The organism is Sphingobacterium sp. GVS05A, from assembly GCF_019969845.1.
Taxonomy (GTDB): Bacteria; Bacteroidota; Bacteroidia; order Sphingobacteriales; family Sphingobacteriaceae; genus Sphingobacterium.
The window spans coordinates 866,253-881,624 of the sequence record NZ_JAHXYR010000001.1 but is presented as its reverse complement, the minus strand read 5'-3'; the positions used below and the strand labels follow the sequence as shown (position 1 = coordinate 881,624).

Annotated in this window: 14 protein-coding genes; 4 read left to right on the top strand and 10 right to left on the bottom strand. The window is 40.0% G+C overall.

The genetic code is table 11. The features are described from left to right. The 9 genes from LC454_RS03775 to LC454_RS03735 form a co-directional block, all read right to left on the bottom strand. Entirely contained in the window at nt 1–969 is a 969-nt protein-coding gene (locus LC454_RS03775) for a formylglycine-generating enzyme family protein (protein ID WP_223579648.1), read from the bottom strand. A gap of 240 nt (nt 970–1,209) precedes the next feature. Continuing rightward, on the bottom strand, nt 1,210–1,800 hold the full coding sequence (locus LC454_RS03770) for a hypothetical protein (RefSeq protein WP_120258085.1): 591 nt from the start codon (nt 1,798–1,800) through the stop codon (nt 1,210–1,212). Nucleotides 1,801–1,805: 5 nt separating this feature from the next. Continuing rightward, nucleotides 1,806–2,549: a hypothetical protein gene (locus tag LC454_RS03765; RefSeq protein ID WP_223579646.1), complete on the bottom strand. Its 744-nt coding sequence runs from the start codon at nt 2,547–2,549 to the stop codon at nt 1,806–1,808. Between the two features lie 291 nt (nt 2,550–2,840). Next, entirely contained in the window at nt 2,841–3,104 is a 264-nt protein-coding gene (gene rpmA / locus LC454_RS03760) for a 50S ribosomal protein L27 (protein WP_046672918.1), read from the bottom strand. A 43-nt stretch (nt 3,105–3,147) separates the two neighbouring features. After that, nucleotides 3,148–3,459, bottom strand: a complete 312-nt coding sequence (gene rplU, locus LC454_RS03755) for a 50S ribosomal protein L21 (protein WP_028068281.1) — start codon at nt 3,457–3,459, stop codon at nt 3,148–3,150. A gap of 148 nt (nt 3,460–3,607) precedes the next feature. Further along, nucleotides 3,608–5,650, bottom strand: coding sequence for a M13 family metallopeptidase (locus LC454_RS03750; RefSeq protein WP_223579643.1), 2,043 nt, complete (start codon nt 5,648–5,650; stop codon nt 3,608–3,610). Between the two features lie 68 nt (nt 5,651–5,718). Further along, nucleotides 5,719–7,227 (bottom strand): carbon-nitrogen hydrolase family protein, encoded by a 1,509-nt coding sequence (locus LC454_RS03745; protein ID WP_223579640.1) that lies wholly within the window; start codon nt 7,225–7,227, stop codon nt 5,719–5,721. A 151-nt stretch (nt 7,228–7,378) separates the two neighbouring features. Then, nucleotides 7,379–7,720, bottom strand: a complete 342-nt coding sequence (locus LC454_RS03740; RefSeq protein ID WP_223579637.1) for a DUF3467 domain-containing protein — start codon at nt 7,718–7,720, stop codon at nt 7,379–7,381. 36 nt (nt 7,721–7,756) lie between these two features. Further along, nucleotides 7,757–8,875 carry a M42 family metallopeptidase gene (locus LC454_RS03735; protein ID WP_120258090.1) on the bottom strand — a complete coding sequence of 373 codons (1,119 nt, stop codon included), beginning with the start codon at nt 8,873–8,875 and terminating at the stop codon, nt 7,757–7,759. 162 nt (nt 8,876–9,037) lie between these two features. Between LC454_RS03735 and lgt the strand changes: the two genes are divergently transcribed. The 4 genes from lgt (at nt 9,038) to LC454_RS03715 (ending at nt 13,099) form a co-directional block, all read left to right on the top strand. Further along, a complete protein-coding gene (lgt, locus tag LC454_RS03730; RefSeq protein WP_223579634.1) occupies nt 9,038–9,853 on the top strand; it encodes a prolipoprotein diacylglyceryl transferase in 816 nt (271 codons plus the stop codon). Nucleotides 9,854–10,514: 661 nt separating this feature from the next. Next, nucleotides 10,515–11,705, top strand: coding sequence for a tryptophan synthase subunit beta (trpB, locus tag LC454_RS03725; RefSeq protein ID WP_223579630.1), 1,191 nt, complete (start codon nt 10,515–10,517; stop codon nt 11,703–11,705). Nucleotides 11,706–11,821: 116 nt separating this feature from the next. Continuing rightward, the gene (locus LC454_RS03720) at nt 11,822–12,364 is read left to right on the top strand and encodes a murein L,D-transpeptidase family protein (protein WP_223579627.1); all 543 of its coding nucleotides are present in this window, start codon (nt 11,822–11,824) and stop codon (nt 12,362–12,364) included. A 162-nt stretch (nt 12,365–12,526) separates the two neighbouring features. Further along, a complete protein-coding gene (locus LC454_RS03715) occupies nt 12,527–13,099 on the top strand; it encodes a helix-turn-helix domain-containing protein (RefSeq protein ID WP_120258092.1) in 573 nt (190 codons plus the stop codon). Between the two features lie 85 nt (nt 13,100–13,184). On the opposite strand, the gene LC454_RS03710 is transcribed toward LC454_RS03715, so the two are convergent. Then, nucleotides 13,185–15,365 carry a DUF4954 family protein gene (locus LC454_RS03710; protein ID WP_223579624.1) on the bottom strand — a complete coding sequence of 727 codons (2,181 nt, stop codon included), beginning with the start codon at nt 15,363–15,365 and terminating at the stop codon, nt 13,185–13,187. Nucleotides 15,366–15,372 lie beyond the last annotated feature (7 nt).

Here is a 15,372-nt window from a genome sequence, read left to right as displayed (position 1 = left end):
TTAAAAATCTTTAATTGGTTTTTTATCATAATAAGCCATAATTTCTTCATGACTAGGTGGATTCAACGGTCGTACTAAACGCATACCGACAAATGGTGCTTCGGGAAACCACCAATTACTTTTTGGAACCTGAGGGTCCAATTGTTTCCAAATTGGGTCTGAGGCTCCACGGGCAGCCGAACGAAGATCTGCTGCAGCATGATCGAACGCTCCACCACGGACAACATGCGGATACAAAGTCGTTGGAACGACAACTGGATTCGTTAACACCTTATCTTTACCTTCAGTATAGCTATCGGCTTTGTATTGGTCATAGGTCCATTCCCCCACATTACCATAAATATCATAAAGGCCCCAAGGATTAGGTTTCTTCTCTCCTACAGCATGCGTTTTTTGCTCCGAATTATCTTTAAACCAGGCATAATCACCTAATTGAGCCTCTTTATCTCCAAAAAAATAAGCGGTCTTAGCCCCGGCACGTGCAGCATATTCCCATTCCGCCTCCGTTGGCAGACGATAGAATACACCTGTACGTACATATAACCATTTACAAAATTGAATCGCATTATAGTGCGTCATGGCAAGTGCAGGATGCCCTTCTTTACCAAAACCAAATGTCATATCAAGGTAGGGTTTCGTGGGTCTGGTGACGGCGTCTATTTCCGGCGCAACCTTACCATCTTTGCTTTTTGCGATTTCGTAATCTTTGTACAAAAAAGGCTCAAACAAATCCCAGGTCACTTCATACTGCCCCATCCAGAACGGATCAAGTTTAACCTCATGTACCGGCTTTTCATCATCCTTCCCGCCAGTGACAGATCCCATTTTGAAGCTTCCGCCCGGGATTGCTACCATTTTAAACGAAAGATTGGTCCCTTCAATGGTCTGCTCATAAGGATCAAACTTCTTTTGAGCAATAGCATGTACCCCGGCAAACAGCAAAACAGGAATTAAGAATCTTTTTAACATATTTAGGTTTCTATTTAAAGACTAAAATATAAAATAAGGTGTATACTTTACACTTTGACATTATAACTTTTTTATTACAGTTTAATTCTTACACAAAGGAACCTTTTGTAATAACGGTTTAGCAAGCAGACTTGCCCATCTCCACAGGGAGGTTAAGGTTAGTCAAAAAAAGTTCCATCAATAAAAAAGGTTTTCCATTCGCATGGGAAACCTTTTTATCTTTTTACTGATCCGTACCCCTTATAGCAGGATTTTTCGGCTCACCGCCTTATCTATGGTAATATATCCAGGATAGAATACCGATTGGCCAGCAATATTGATCGAAGGTTTAATTTTTAACGTAAATATTCCCTTTTTATTCTCGTCGCTGGACATTAAAAAATTTTGCAGATCCGAATTCACCAAAAGATCATAAATATTGGTTGCAATACGTACATTGGCCACAGTAGACTCACCAGGTTCAATTTGCAAGGATTGATTGACAATTCCTTCGACAAGCTGCTGGCCACCATATAGAATGATATATTGAAACTTATTGATGGATGCTTTCTTTAGTGTTGGATTATCTATTTTAAGACGAATTACGGCATCCAAAGGAATATCCTTTCGTAAGTAGGCCAAAGCCAGACTCGGTGCCGCCCCGAGGTCAATCTGATTATTTTTAATCAGACGCTGCAGCGACGTCCCTGCCAATCGAATACTGTCCACTGATTCTACGTCAAACTTACATTTCGCCAAGTTCTCGATCTGTGCTTTTTGTCTATTTACTCCGCATCCGGAAATGAATAAGCCCAAAAAGACCAAACATCCAAATAAAATTTTCTTGCTCATAGCCGCTATTTTCCTCCAAATTTATACAAAACTCCCAGTGTAAACAATGGGTAACCAGCTTTTAAATATGTATTGCTTTTAAAACCGAAAACCATACCATTTGTGTATTGCAACTTCCACCCTTTTCCAAGCCCCATCCTGGTATAAAACACAGGCTCAATAAGCATATTATCTTCTTTCTCGACTGGAAGGCCATCTATCGCAAAGTTCTTCATACGCATATTGCTCAGTCTAATGATTGTACCGTAGTCAATATCATGTCTATTACCAAACAATTTCAGGGCATCCTTCTTTTCCGATGAAAAATTCACCTGCACGAAAATCTTGTCAAAGTCCATGTCTTGTGTCTCCACAATTGCCTGCCCCATCGTTGACGATCTTTTATCAATTACACTTGTGGTCCCTAACCCATAACCACCATATACTTCAAATACCCGATTATTTTTTTTACCAAAACGTGTATAGTAACCTATCCCCGCTTCCCCCATTTTCTGCGCGTAGTCCTTGGTATTGGATCCATTGTCTACATAGGATCCATTAGCAATCACAGCAACGTGATCCGTCACTGCTACACCCAAATTTGCGGATACATTTGCCTTTGTATTTATATTTCCGGAGACATAAACCTCACCAGCTTCTGTAAACATAGGTGCCGAAGGAACATTGGGCATATAGATCGAACTACAGGAATATAGAGAGCAGGCAAACAATCCAGCACACAGACCATATCCAAACTTGTTGTATTTCATAAATCGGTATTTATCTTAAAAACACATATCCTTTATAAAAATTGTACCAAAGCGGTTACATTTAACAGAAAATAACAATTTACCTCATAAATAAAGACCCGTTTTTTTCCCTTATGAGAACATCCACGAGTTTTTCGAACCAGCAAACAACTCTGATCCAATCAGATGGAACATTCCTTGATTTCGGCCGAATCATTGAATCTGTTAAAAATAAAATTTGGCAACAAAAAGTGATATACACAAAAAAAGGCATCAATTGCTTGATGCCTTCTTCAAATATTGTTGCAAACCTTATGCTTGTTCTGTAGGAACTACAGATACATAAGATTTATTGTTAGCTTTTTTACGGAAAACTACTTTACCGTCTACTAGAGCGAACAATGTGTGGTCTTTACCAATACCAACATTTGTGTCAGGATTGTGTTGTGTACCGCGTTGGCGTACGATGATGTTACCAGCGATTGCTTGTTGACCACCGAAGATTTTGATACCTAAACGCTTGCTATGTGACTCACGGCCGTTCTTAGAACTACCCGCACCTTTTTTGTGTGCCATTTCTTTATCTTAATTTAAGACTAATGTCTGATTAAAAATTCAATTATAACGTAATACCAGTGATCTGGATTTTAGAAAATTGTTGACGGTGACCGTTTTTCTTTTTGTAGCCTTTACGACGTTTTTTCTTGAAAACGATAACTTTATCGCCTTTTAAATGAGACAAAATTTTAGCCGAAACTTTTGCACCAGCAACGCTAGGTGTACCAATGGTAAATTTACCACCGTCTTCTGCTAACAATACATTGTCAAATTCAATACTAGCGCCTTCATCTCCTTGTAAACGGTGTACAAAAAGGAACTGGTCTTTTGCAACCTTAAATTGCTGTCCTGCTATATTTACTATTGCGTACATTGTTAATTAATTAAATGTGTTATTAAATGAAGGGCAAAAGTAATTAGTTTTTATCACAATTCAAAGATAAATCTATCTTTTTCCCTTCATTCTTCATCAACCAGTGTGTCTCTCCATCGGAAATAACAGACTAGCAAGTATTAACCTCTTACCAAACTAAAATTCTTTTTTCCGGTGCAACGTACATTTTAGCTGTAGGCTGCACATTAAATGCCTTATAAAATGCTTCCATATTATAGACAGGGCCATTTACACGGAACTGTTCCGGGCTATGTGGATCAACTTTCAAACGTAAACGCATGCGCTCATCGCTGCTTTTCACCCGCCATACCTGTGCAAAACTCAAAAAGAAACGCTGATCACCTGTAAAACCGTCAATCTTATCGTTCCCCTGCCCTTGTTTGGTCAGTTTAAATGCATCATAAGCAATGTTCAATCCACCAATGTCAGCTAGATTCTCCCCAAGGGTTAATTCTCCATTGACATGTTGATTATCCAATAAGGTGAAGCTGCCGTACAATTTCGTTACTTGATTTGCACGTTCGGTAAACTGTTTGGCATCTACTGCTGTCCACCAATCATTCAAATTACCGGCCTTATCATACTGTCTGCCCTGATCATCAAAACCATGTGTCATCTCATGACCTATGACAGCACCAATAGCACCATAGTTGATCGCATCATCCGCATTGGCGTCAAAGAATGGAAATTGTAGGATTCCCGCTGGGAATACAATCTCATTGTAGGGTGGATTATAATAAGCGTTTACGGTAGGTGTTGTCATGAGCCATTCCTTTTTATCAACAGGCTTGCTTATTTTACTGACCATCTCCTTATAAGCATGCTTAGCTGAAGACTGCAGATTCGCATAATACGTATCTTTTGCAACTTCTACATCGCTATAATCTTTCCATTTTTCTGGATAACCGATTTTCTTGACAAAAGCTTCCAATTTTTCGATTGCCTTTTTCTTGGTTTCCGGTGTCATCCAGTCTAATTTCTCGATTCTGGTCTTGTAGACTTTTTGCAAATTATCGACCAATTCCATCATGCGCTGTTTTGCTTCAGGTTTGAAATAGTCATCGACATAAAGTTTACCGACAATCTCACCCAGGTTTTCATCAGCAGAACTAACCATCAACTTCCAACGTTCTTTTTGCTGCTTTTGTCCATTGAGTGTCTTGCCGAATAGTTCAAATTTTGCATCACGAAACTCCTTACTCAGCGCAGTCGCAGAAGCATTTGCCAAATCAGCCTTTAGTTTTGTTTTCCAAATATCTACAGGCTGTGATTTCAACAAATTATTTAAGGCGAGGTAGAACTTAGGTTGCTGTACCAAAATTGTATCAGTCTTCACCTCCAGTCGCCCAAGAATATCTTTCCAATTCAAATTTGGGGTTTGTTTCTGGAAATCCTGAACGGCAAATTTATTATAGTTTTTGATTGGATCCCGCAATTCAACGGGCGTTACATGGGATTTCGCGATTTCCGTTTCCAGTTTTAGTACCTCTTCAGCAGATTTCTGGGCATTTGCTCCCTCACCGATCAATCCAAACATTTTAACCAAATAGGCCACATAAGCTTCCCTGATCTTTTTCGCTTTATCATCCTGATCCAAATAGTAGCTAGCCTCTGGCAGATTCAAACCACCTTGAAAAAATTGAAGTGCATTTTTACTGCTGATCCGATCATCGGCAGCCACATAAAAACTAAAAAGGTCACCATCGCCATCTTTAAATCCATCTGCCGCATAGGCGATCAATTCATCGACAGTTTTCAATGCATTGATTTTCTGAATCGTTCCTTCTATCGGCTTGGCACCAAGTTTATCAATGGTTACGGTATCCATACCGCTCGCATAGAAATCACCAGCTTTCTGTTGATCTGATCCCTTCTTGGCGTTGGACTGAGCAGCATTTTCCAATACTGTTTTTAATTTCTGCAAATTTTCATCTGCTAGAATATAAAATGAGCCCCAGCCCGTTTCGGAAGCCGGTATCTGGGTATTTTTCATCCATGCACCATTCGCATATTGGAAGAAGTTGTCACCAGGATTGACTGTTGTGTCCATGCCAGAAACATCAAAAAAATTGGTTCTGACTTCTTGTGCACCCTCTTTGCTCTTATTGGACTGACATGACAGCATCATTAAGACGATCGAGAGCGTCCCCCATTTGACTTTTTGTATCATACTTTATTAGATTAAAGAATATAATTAAAGCTAAGCATATTTTGAAGCGCTTCAAAAATACAGCGTAATTATTTCAAAAGTTTTACTTCATACAGGTCTTTGCGTCGATCTTTTTTGACTTTTACGGTACCATATTCATGTAGATCACGCAATGCATAAAGATCCACATCAGCGATCAGCACCATTTCGGCATTGGGGGTAGCTTCTGCTTTAATGGCATTATTTGGAAATGCAAAATCAGATGGCGTAAAGACGGCGGATTGCGAATATTGAATATCCATATTATTGACGCGTGGCAAGTTACCCACAGACCCCGCAATGGCCACATAACATTCGTTTTCGATGGCGCGGGCCTGTGCACAGGTTCTGACCCGAATATAACCATTCTGTGTATCGGTCATAAAAGGTACAAATAGGATCTGCATTCCCTGATCGGCCAGAATGCGGCTCAACTCCGGGAACTCGACGTCATAACAGATCAACAGGCCGACTTTCCCACAGTCTGTATCGAATACCTTTACCTCACTTCCCCCGACCATACCATAGTATTTAAATTCATTTGGCGTGATATGAATTTTCTTAAATTCATCCAGTTTACCATTTCGATGACAGAGATAAGAAACATTATAGAGTTTCTTATTTTCCATCAGTGGCATAGATCCTGCAATAATATTCACGTTATAGGAAACCGCAAACTGCTGAATACGATCAATAATATCGGAAGTATGCTGCGCCAATCTTTCCATCGCCAATCGTTCGGGAAGGTCATTGTAAGGGCTCATTAGCGGTGTATTAAAAAACTCTGGAAACATGATAAAATCCGTTCCATAATCACTAACAGTATCCACAAAGAATTCGATCTGGTCATAGAAAGCTTCAATATTATCGAATAAGCGCATCTGCCACTGCACCAGTCCTAAACGGATGGTCTGTTTTGTTGTCGAAATCGAACGGGTCTCCGATTCATAATAAATATTATTCCATTCCAGCAAGGTCGCAAATTCCATCGACTCGGCATCCTCTGGCAGATAATGTTTCAGAATCTTTTTGACATGAAAATCATTGGAAAGTTGAAATGTCAGTGTCGGATCATAGATTTCCTTGCGTTTTACTTTCTCAATATAAACCCTAGGGCTCATTTTGTCCGCATAATTATGGTAATTGGGGATCCGGCCACCAGCAACGATACATTTTAAGTTCATCTGCTCGCATAGCTCTTTTCGTGCATCATACAAACGGCGCCCTAAGCGTAGTGCACGATGTTCTGGATGCACAAATACTTCGATACCATACAAAGTATCTCCGTCATTACTATGTTTGCTGAATTTACCATCGTCAATAATATCATAATAACTATCGTAGATGTTATTCTTTTTAGAATTGAGGATAATAGATAAGGCACAGGCAACGACTTGGCCATCTATCTCCACACATAATTGCCCCTCAGGAAATATTTCAATCAAATCCTGAATATTTTCCTTTGACCAGGTCTCCCCCACACCATCATAAGCTTGCTCCATTGATTTCTTCAAACCAACATAATCCTTCTTTGTCAAGTTGCGCACTTGAATATCCATATAAATCTCCTTTTGAAATAAGTTTTTCTAAAAATAGCAAAAGTCGGGCCCAAGCCCAAACATCCGGGCAGTCCTGTATCCACAAATGGAGACAAAAAAAGGCGCCAATTGTTTTATTGGCGCCTTAATTATCGATAGATTATGCTATTGACTATGCTTGACCTTGAGGAGTTCCGAAAGGAAATGCTACTGTTGGATCACCACCTTGTTGCGGTTGTTCAGCAGCACCCATATCCATTTTAATTGGACCGTTCAATGCTTCGAAACGATTCACGTTATCAACCAATGCACCTAACAAGCGTTTTGCGTGCTCTGGAGTCAAAACGATTCTTGATTTCACTTTTGCTTTTGGCACTCCTGGCATCACACGGATAAAGTCAACCACAAATTCTGTATTAGAGTGAGTGATAATCGCAAGATTTGAGTAGATTCCTTCTGCTACTTCTTCTGTCAACTCAATGCTCAATTCGTTTTGATTTTGGTTATTTTCCATAATAATTCTAAATGTAAGTTAATATAATCCTAAATTTTATTTTGTAAATGTTCTAAAGTCCTGTCCATCCTCGATATTCAACAATGTTTGATAGATCAAACGGATCACATTGTCAACATCTTCTTTATGCACCATCTCAACCGTTGTATGCATATAACGCAACGGCAAAGAAATCAATGCTGAAGGCACCCCGCCATTGCTGTAAGCAAAAGCATCTGTATCTGTCCCTGTATAACGTGAACACGCCTGACGTTGGAATGGGATATTGTTTTCCTCAGCAACTTTAACCAACAGTTTATTCAAATTGACCTGAACTGCTGGAGCATAAGACAATACCGGACCTTTTCCGGAGAATAAATCTCCCTGTGTGATCTTGTTGATCATCGGCGTTTGGGTATCGTGTGTCACATCTGTAACAATGGCAACATTCGGTTTTATGCGGTCTGCAATCATTTCAGCACCACGCAATCCAATCTCTTCCTGCACCGAATTTACGATATATAATCCAAATGGCAATTTCTTTTTATTCTCTTTTAGCAGGCGCGCAACCTCGGCAATCATAAAGCCACCAGCACGATTATCCAGGGCCCGTCCGATATAGTAACGGTCATTCAAGATTGAAAAGGTGTCTTCATAGGTAATCACACACCCCACATGTACCCCCAAGGCTTCTACCTCTTCTTTGCTGCTGCAACCACAATCCAAAAAGATATTTTTTAGGGAAGGATTTTCTTCTTTCTCGCCCGAACGTGTATGAATGGCAGGCCAGCCAAATACCGCCTTAACGATTCCTTTTTCTGTATGAATGTTCACTCGTTTGGAAGGTGCAATCTGATGATCAGAACCACCATTACGCACCACGTAGATCAATCCATCTTTTGTAATGTAATTAACAAACCAGGAGATTTCATCAGCATGTGCTTCGATGACTACTTTATAGCTCGCTTTGGGGTTGATAACACCAACTGCGGTACCATAGTTATCCACGAATGTTTCGTCCACATAAGGTTTCAGATAATCCAGCCATAAACGTTGACCTTCCCATTCAAAACCTGTGGGAGAAGCGTTGTTTATATATTTTTCAAAAAATGAAAGCGAATCTTTTGTCACGACCGCAGTCGTTTTCTGTTCTTTTTTCTTATTCTTTTCAGCCATCTTTTCCTTTTCTATTTACTTTCGTCAAAATATGAAAATTTCAATGAAATGCAAAAGTAAAAATGTTTTTTGGAATATTCCTTTTACATTTAACTTTGATTTTATTGAAAAATAAGATTAAACCTTATCTTTACCATGGTAATTTAAACAGACATAAAATATATGAATTCAATACTAAGTGCTATACATTGGAATATTGATCCCGAGATGTTCAACCTTGGCGCATTTGCCCTCCGTTACTACGCCTTATGTTGGCTCCTCGCTTTTTTTGTTTCCTATGTTATTATGTTGCGTATTTTCAAAAAAGAAGGCCGCTCGCAGGAACAACTGGACCAACTTTCCATCTATATCTTTCTCGGCACGCTGATTGGCGCACGACTTGGTCATTGTCTGTTCTACGATTTTGACTATTATAAAGACCATATTCTGGAAATTTTCCTACCTTTCAAATGGGATAAAAACGGATTCCAGGTCACAGGTTTCGCCGGATTGGCTTCTCATGGGGGGGCTATCGGTATCCTCACAGCACTTTACCTCTTCTGCCGCAAAACAAAAACAGACTTTTTATGGTTGGCAGACCGATTGGTTGTGGTTGTTCCTATTGCTGGTGCGCTGATCCGTATCGGAAATTTTTTCAATTCAGAGATGGTCGGCACCCCTACGGATTTACCTTGGGCAATCATTTTTGACCGTCATGACAACATCCCTCGCCATCCGGGTCAGCTCTATGAAGCCATCGCTTATATTATCATCTTTATTATTATCGGTTCCTTATTCAAGTCAAACCCGAATCGTCAAAAAGGGAAATTATTCGGCATTTTTATGGTCTTGCTATTTGGTGCACGGATGGTACTGGAACATTTTAAAATCGATCAGGAAGATTTTGAGCAAAGCATGCTACTAAATATGGGGCAATTGCTGAGTATACCCTTTATTTTGGTGGGTCTCTATTTTATCTTCCGCAAACCAAAAGCGTAAAACAGGCTGCGATCGACTATTATTCGCAAAACATATATTTAACAAGGCATCTTTTCTGAGAAAAATGCCTTTTTTCATAGTCCTATTCGAAAGCTATGTACGCTTCGTCAATGCTTCGGTTTCTGTTTGACCACAGTAGCTACCTGCTCCTTCACAGCGTCGCATCGTGGTCGTCATGAATCTGTGTTGAGTCCGACATCAGTCCGTGTTGAGTCCGTGTTAAACACGGACTCAACACGGACTGATAGTGTTCGCACTATGCTCAGACCTGCTTCTAGGGGCGAATCAGGCACGAATCAGTCTCAGATAAGGTGCAAACAATTGTCAAATAACGCTTGGAACACGGACTATATAAATAAATTATATATAAGTGAAAATAATAAACAAACATTTATATACAAATACAATTCTTTTGAATAGAAATAAAATATATAAAATATATATTATTTAGCTTTTCTATACAAATAGATAGCATATAATTCTCACTAACATTATATTGAAATTTCTAAAATCGTTGTGATGTGAATGAGCCTGATCCAACTATCTACATCCAATTCATAAACAATATTTTGTTGTTTTTTATCCAAAACCTACAAAGATTGCTATATTTAGGCTTCTATTATTATCAAACATTTTTACAACAAGAAAACTTAAGCCTAAAATGAGTCTAGAAAAGTGTGCATCTGTCGAAGCGAACGAAAACATGCTTCAATACAATGGTAAATATGGCGAGTATGGTGGATCGTTTATCCCACCTGTTTTGGAAAGTCAGTTAAACAAGTTAGCCGAATTTTTCGATAGCCATGTACAGAAAGAAGAATTCCAAAACGAATTTATTTCTATCCTTAAACACTATGTTGGACGTCCATCACCTTTGTATTTTGCCAAGAACCTAAGTGATTATGTTGGTTCTAGGATCTATTTAAAGCGGGAGGATCTAAACCATACTGGTTCACATAAAATAAACAATTGTATCGGTCAGATCTTATTGGCCAAACAAATGGGTGCTACCGAGATCATTGCGGAAACCGGTGCAGGACAACATGGTGTTGCAACAGCCACAGCGGCGGCATTATTAAATATCCCCTGTAAGGTATTTATGGGAGAGATTGATGCTGCCCGTCAGGCGTTGAACGTGAAACGAATGGAACTACTGGGTGCTCAAGTTGTCACGACAAACCTAGGAAGCCGCACACTCAAAGACGCTGTTGATGCAGCCTTGATGTACTATGTAGAAAACCCAACTTCTTATTACCTTTTGGGTTCGCACGTCGGCCCCCATCCTTATCCAAAAATGGTTGGCTATTTTCAGAGCGTTATCGGGAAAGAAGCCAGACAACAGATCCTTGAACAAGAAGGACGTCTTCCAGATAGTATCTTTGCATGTGTAGGCGGTGGATCAAATGCCATTGGATTATTTTCAGGCTTCCTAGAAGACCAGGAAGTTGAAATCAACGGTGGCGAAGGTGGTGGTTCGGGAACATATCCGAAAACGGCTGCGACCCTGTCATTCGGTAAACCAACCGTCTTTCAAGGCACTTATTCCTACTGCCTGGTCGACGATGAAGGCAATCCAATTCCTTCGACCTCGGTGTCTGCAGGACTGGACTATCCGGGTATATCACCCCAACATGCAGCTTTAAAGGACAGCAATAGAGCAAACTATTACCCAGTAACAGATGATGAAGCCATCGCAGCTTATAAACTGCTTTCAAAATTAGAGGGAATTATTCCGGCAATCGAATCATCACATGCTGTTGCATTAGCAGTTAAGCTGCTAAAAGATAAAAATAAACTTGCTATCGTCAATTTATCCGGACGTGGCGACAAGGATGTGGATCGTGAATTTTAACAACTGACCATTTCAAATAGCAATACAAAGTCCCTTATACAGGGACTTTGTATCTTAATTAATATGAATTAGGCACTTGCCAAATACACAAAACAACGATATTAAATATAGACCTTATGAAGCGAAGTAAAAGTCGTAGCAGCTGGCTAAAAGTTGGTATTGCCGTATTCCTCCTATCCATTTTGGCGTTGACGGTCTACAACCGCTATCCAGAATCCCGTTTATCAAAAAATACTGTCATTGACAGGCTTGTGGTGTATAAATCCAAAAGGGCCTTATTGGCTTATGCACACGGAAAATTACTCAAATCCTACCGTATTTCACTCGGTGGAAAGCCCGTAGGTGCAAAAGAAATTGAAGGTGACCTAAAAACTCCAGAGGGATTATATTATATCAACGATAAGAATCAACACAGTGGGTACCATAAAAACTTAGGGGTCTCCTATCCCAATGAGAAGGATATCGCCCATGCTAAAACTCTAGGTAAAACTGCTGGTGGTGATATCAAAATTCATGGACTGCGAAACGGAATGGGCTTCATTGGCAAACTACAACGTTGTGTAGACTGGACCTTCGGTTGCATGGCATTGACCAACACAGAAATTGATGAGATCTACCGCGCTGTTCCCATAGGCACCCCTATTGAGATTAATCCATAGTGTCACTGCTGTACACCTTAGTGATCAAGACATACGGCATCTCAATCATTCCGTTTTACCGCACCAAAACTCTACAACATAAGTCCCAAATCTTACAACAGAATGTCCGATTAATTTGCGATTTTTGGGTTTAGATTTGTAACTTGTATTAAAAAAAATCGAATGAAACTCGCAATAAAGAATATGGTATGCAATAGATGCATCATGGTTGTCGAAAACGAATTGGCCAAGCTTAATCTTCACATTAAACATATTTCTTTAGGACAGGTCGAAATAGAAGAAACGTTGAACAGAGAACAATCGGCACAATTGGCCGAGAGCTTCTCTGCCCTTGGCTTTGAATTGATCGACGACAAGAGAACAGTACTTATTGAACAGGTCAAGCATTTGGTGCTGGATCTAATCCGCAACCAAAATAATAACACCAATCTCAATTTATCAGAAATAATAAGTAATCAAATTTATCACGATTACAACTATATTTCGAATCTATTTTCAGATGTGGAAGGCATGACAATTGAGAAATATTTCATCAGCCAAAAAATCGAATATGTTAAGGAATTATTGGTCTACGACGAATTGACTTTAAGCGAGATCGCCTATCAACTGAATTACTCCAGTGTCGCCTATTTGAGCAATCAATTCAAAAAAGTAACTGGGCTGACTCCAAGTCATTTTAAGCATATCAAGGAGAATAAAAGGAAACCGTTGGATAAGATTCAAGATGCTGGATAACTATCATGCATGCGCTGAATTGATCAGATCATGATTTGGCACCTAAAGATAAAAAAGAAAAGGCTTCCGAGCGGAAGCCTTTCTTTTAAAATTGCCCTTTCAAATTAGCAACCCTTATTTTAAATATCTCTAGTTCTTTTTGCTGTTGATTGATAAAGGAGTTTTCTGTCAATTTCCCAACCACTATATCGCGTTCTTCATCATTGGCATACACCATATTCTTAAACGGATTTTTGTAATCTTTAGCGCGGGATTTATAGATCTGCTCGCCTATCCAGATTCGGTGTCCCAAAGCCTGATCCAACAAAGATACAATTTTATCTCTGGATATTTCCATACCTTCCAAAGTCAGAATTTCAATCAGTGACAATAAGGCATGCTTTCGTTTATCCAATGGATAGTCCTTGCTACGCTCATGATAAAACTCATGAATATCGTCCCAGGAGTCTATCTTTTTGGACTTGATATCATCCAGAAAAATCTGCAATGCAGTACTTTCGATAAGCTGTCCACCGATATTTTCCCAGTTTGTCCGTTGTTCACCGGCAAGGCTCGCAATGATATCATCTAGTGATCGTCCTTCCTCCAATGCATCCATCAAGTGCAAAACACCATAATACTTGATAAATGAACGATAAAGATGATAGGCCTCACCAACTTTTTGAATCACTGTAGGTCGGCGTGAATTTTCCGCTCCGGATAAAACAATCGTCTTATCTTTTAGATCAATATTGTTGGCAAGCAAGGCTCGCCCTGCCACAATGCGTTCCTCCCTTGTCTTATCCTCTTCCTGTTGAAGGCTTTCCGATACTGCAAAGGCAAGTGTTTCCATTCCGGCAAACATCTCATTGACGGTATCAGGAGCCAACATAGCGTACTCAAAATATTGATTTTTAAAATGTCTATTGTCCCGAGCTTCATACTTATTAGCATTACGCACTAAGGCGTACATATTATACATAAACCAATACCCTGGGATAAGTACAAGCCGATCGTGCTGTACATCGTTGCTTACCAACGTAAAAGGCAGTTGGATATCCAGCTCGTGTAAAAAGTCACCCTTTACAATCAAACAGTAAGAGGCAAATCTCGAGTTGTGTTTGAGGCTCACACATAAGCCCGGCCAGAAACCGCGTCCTGCGATAATCTCACCATCAGCTGCCCTAGAATTGTGGTTTGACCCGACAGTAGCCCCAGCCGCCATATTACTTTGCCCCATCACCAATGCGGCACATAGGAATGAATTATTATGGTGTTGTTCATGTGCAGGAAAAATTAGGGAATTGAGCACTTCACAACAGGATATCGTCGAATTATCACCCAGATAAGAATTGATCAACCGCGCGCCATATTTCAGTTGCGAATAAGAGGCCAAAATAAAACGTACCGCTTTGACTCCATAGAATATACGACAACCGTAGCCAATAATACCATTAACCAGCTCACAGCCCTCACCAATTTGGGTATAGGATTCCTGTGATGAGTTAACAGTTACATTCTTCAGCTTATTCACCCCTTTGATGTAGGCATCGGTACCAATCTTCACATTTTTGATCGTGAATGTATTTTTGATAACGCAGCGATCACCGATCTGACTATAATATCCCCGTTGTGTACCGATTTTTTGGTCGGTCAGCTCTTCAAAACGATGTTGTAGCTCCCGATCATGGCGATTTCGTGTCCACAGATAGACATCTGCCGCCTGCATCCCATCAAAAGGATACACCGAGCGTGCACCGTTTTCGTTGCAGAGCTCCAATTGAATACGTTTACCCGATTCTTCACCATCACGTAGAATTCCATTTCCAAATTTAGCGGTGCTACCGGTCTCCATCTCCTTGATTTGACTCAACAGCACTTCATTACCCACAATAAAATAGGATAAATAACCGATATGATGTACAGCCACATCATCGCCAAAATCAGAACTGATAATGGTCGAATGATATAAACCGATGGGAAGTTGCAGGTTACGGTATTCCAAATAGCTGGGGTTGAGATTTCCGATGCGCACCAAACCATAGAATTTACAACCTTGGATTTGCTTGGGATCGAAGACTGCTGACACCTTTACCCTGGACCAGTCGCTCGACCAATTGCCATTGGCGATCAGCTCCTGAATCTCATTTGCTGTAAGGTCACGGTAATCATTGCGTGGATTCTGCTGAAAACGCAGGGTGTACTCATCCTGCCCTTCCCGGAGAAATTCATTTGGGATAAAATCATATCCCAAATGCTCCAAAGGTCTTTTCTTTAACACACTCATACGCCTC

Excerpts from the sequence above, each read along its gene's own strand:
- rpmA (WP_046672918.1), bottom strand. The coding sequence starts at position 3,104 with ATGGCACACAAAAAAGGTGCGGGTAGTTCTAAGAACGGCCGTGAGTCA.
- LC454_RS03745 (WP_223579640.1), bottom strand. The coding sequence starts at position 7,227 with ATGGATATTCAAGTGCGCAACTTGACAAAGAAGGATTATGTTGGTTTG.
- LC454_RS03775 (WP_223579648.1), bottom strand. The coding sequence starts at position 969 with ATGTTAAAAAGATTCTTAATTCCTGTTTTGCTGTTTGCCGGGGTACAT.
- LC454_RS03720 (WP_223579627.1), top strand. The coding sequence starts at position 11,822 with ATGAAGCGAAGTAAAAGTCGTAGCAGCTGGCTAAAAGTTGGTATTGCC.
- LC454_RS03770 (WP_120258085.1), bottom strand. The coding sequence starts at position 1,800 with ATGAGCAAGAAAATTTTATTTGGATGTTTGGTCTTTTTGGGCTTATTC.
- lgt (WP_223579634.1), top strand. The coding sequence starts at position 9,038 with ATGAATTCAATACTAAGTGCTATACATTGGAATATTGATCCCGAGATG.
- trpB (WP_223579630.1), top strand. The coding sequence starts at position 10,515 with ATGAGTCTAGAAAAGTGTGCATCTGTCGAAGCGAACGAAAACATGCTT.
- LC454_RS03710 (WP_223579624.1), bottom strand. The coding sequence starts at position 15,365 with ATGAGTGTGTTAAAGAAAAGACCTTTGGAGCATTTGGGATATGATTTT.
- LC454_RS03715 (WP_120258092.1), top strand. The coding sequence starts at position 12,527 with ATGAAACTCGCAATAAAGAATATGGTATGCAATAGATGCATCATGGTT.
- rplU (WP_028068281.1), bottom strand. The coding sequence starts at position 3,459 with ATGTACGCAATAGTAAATATAGCAGGACAGCAATTTAAGGTTGCAAAA.
- LC454_RS03740 (WP_223579637.1), bottom strand. The coding sequence starts at position 7,720 with ATGGAAAATAACCAAAATCAAAACGAATTGAGCATTGAGTTGACAGAA.
- LC454_RS03750 (WP_223579643.1), bottom strand. The coding sequence starts at position 5,650 with ATGATACAAAAAGTCAAATGGGGGACGCTCTCGATCGTCTTAATGATG.
- LC454_RS03735 (WP_120258090.1), bottom strand. The coding sequence starts at position 8,875 with ATGGCTGAAAAGAATAAGAAAAAAGAACAGAAAACGACTGCGGTCGTG.
- LC454_RS03765 (WP_223579646.1), bottom strand. The coding sequence starts at position 2,549 with ATGAAATACAACAAGTTTGGATATGGTCTGTGTGCTGGATTGTTTGCC.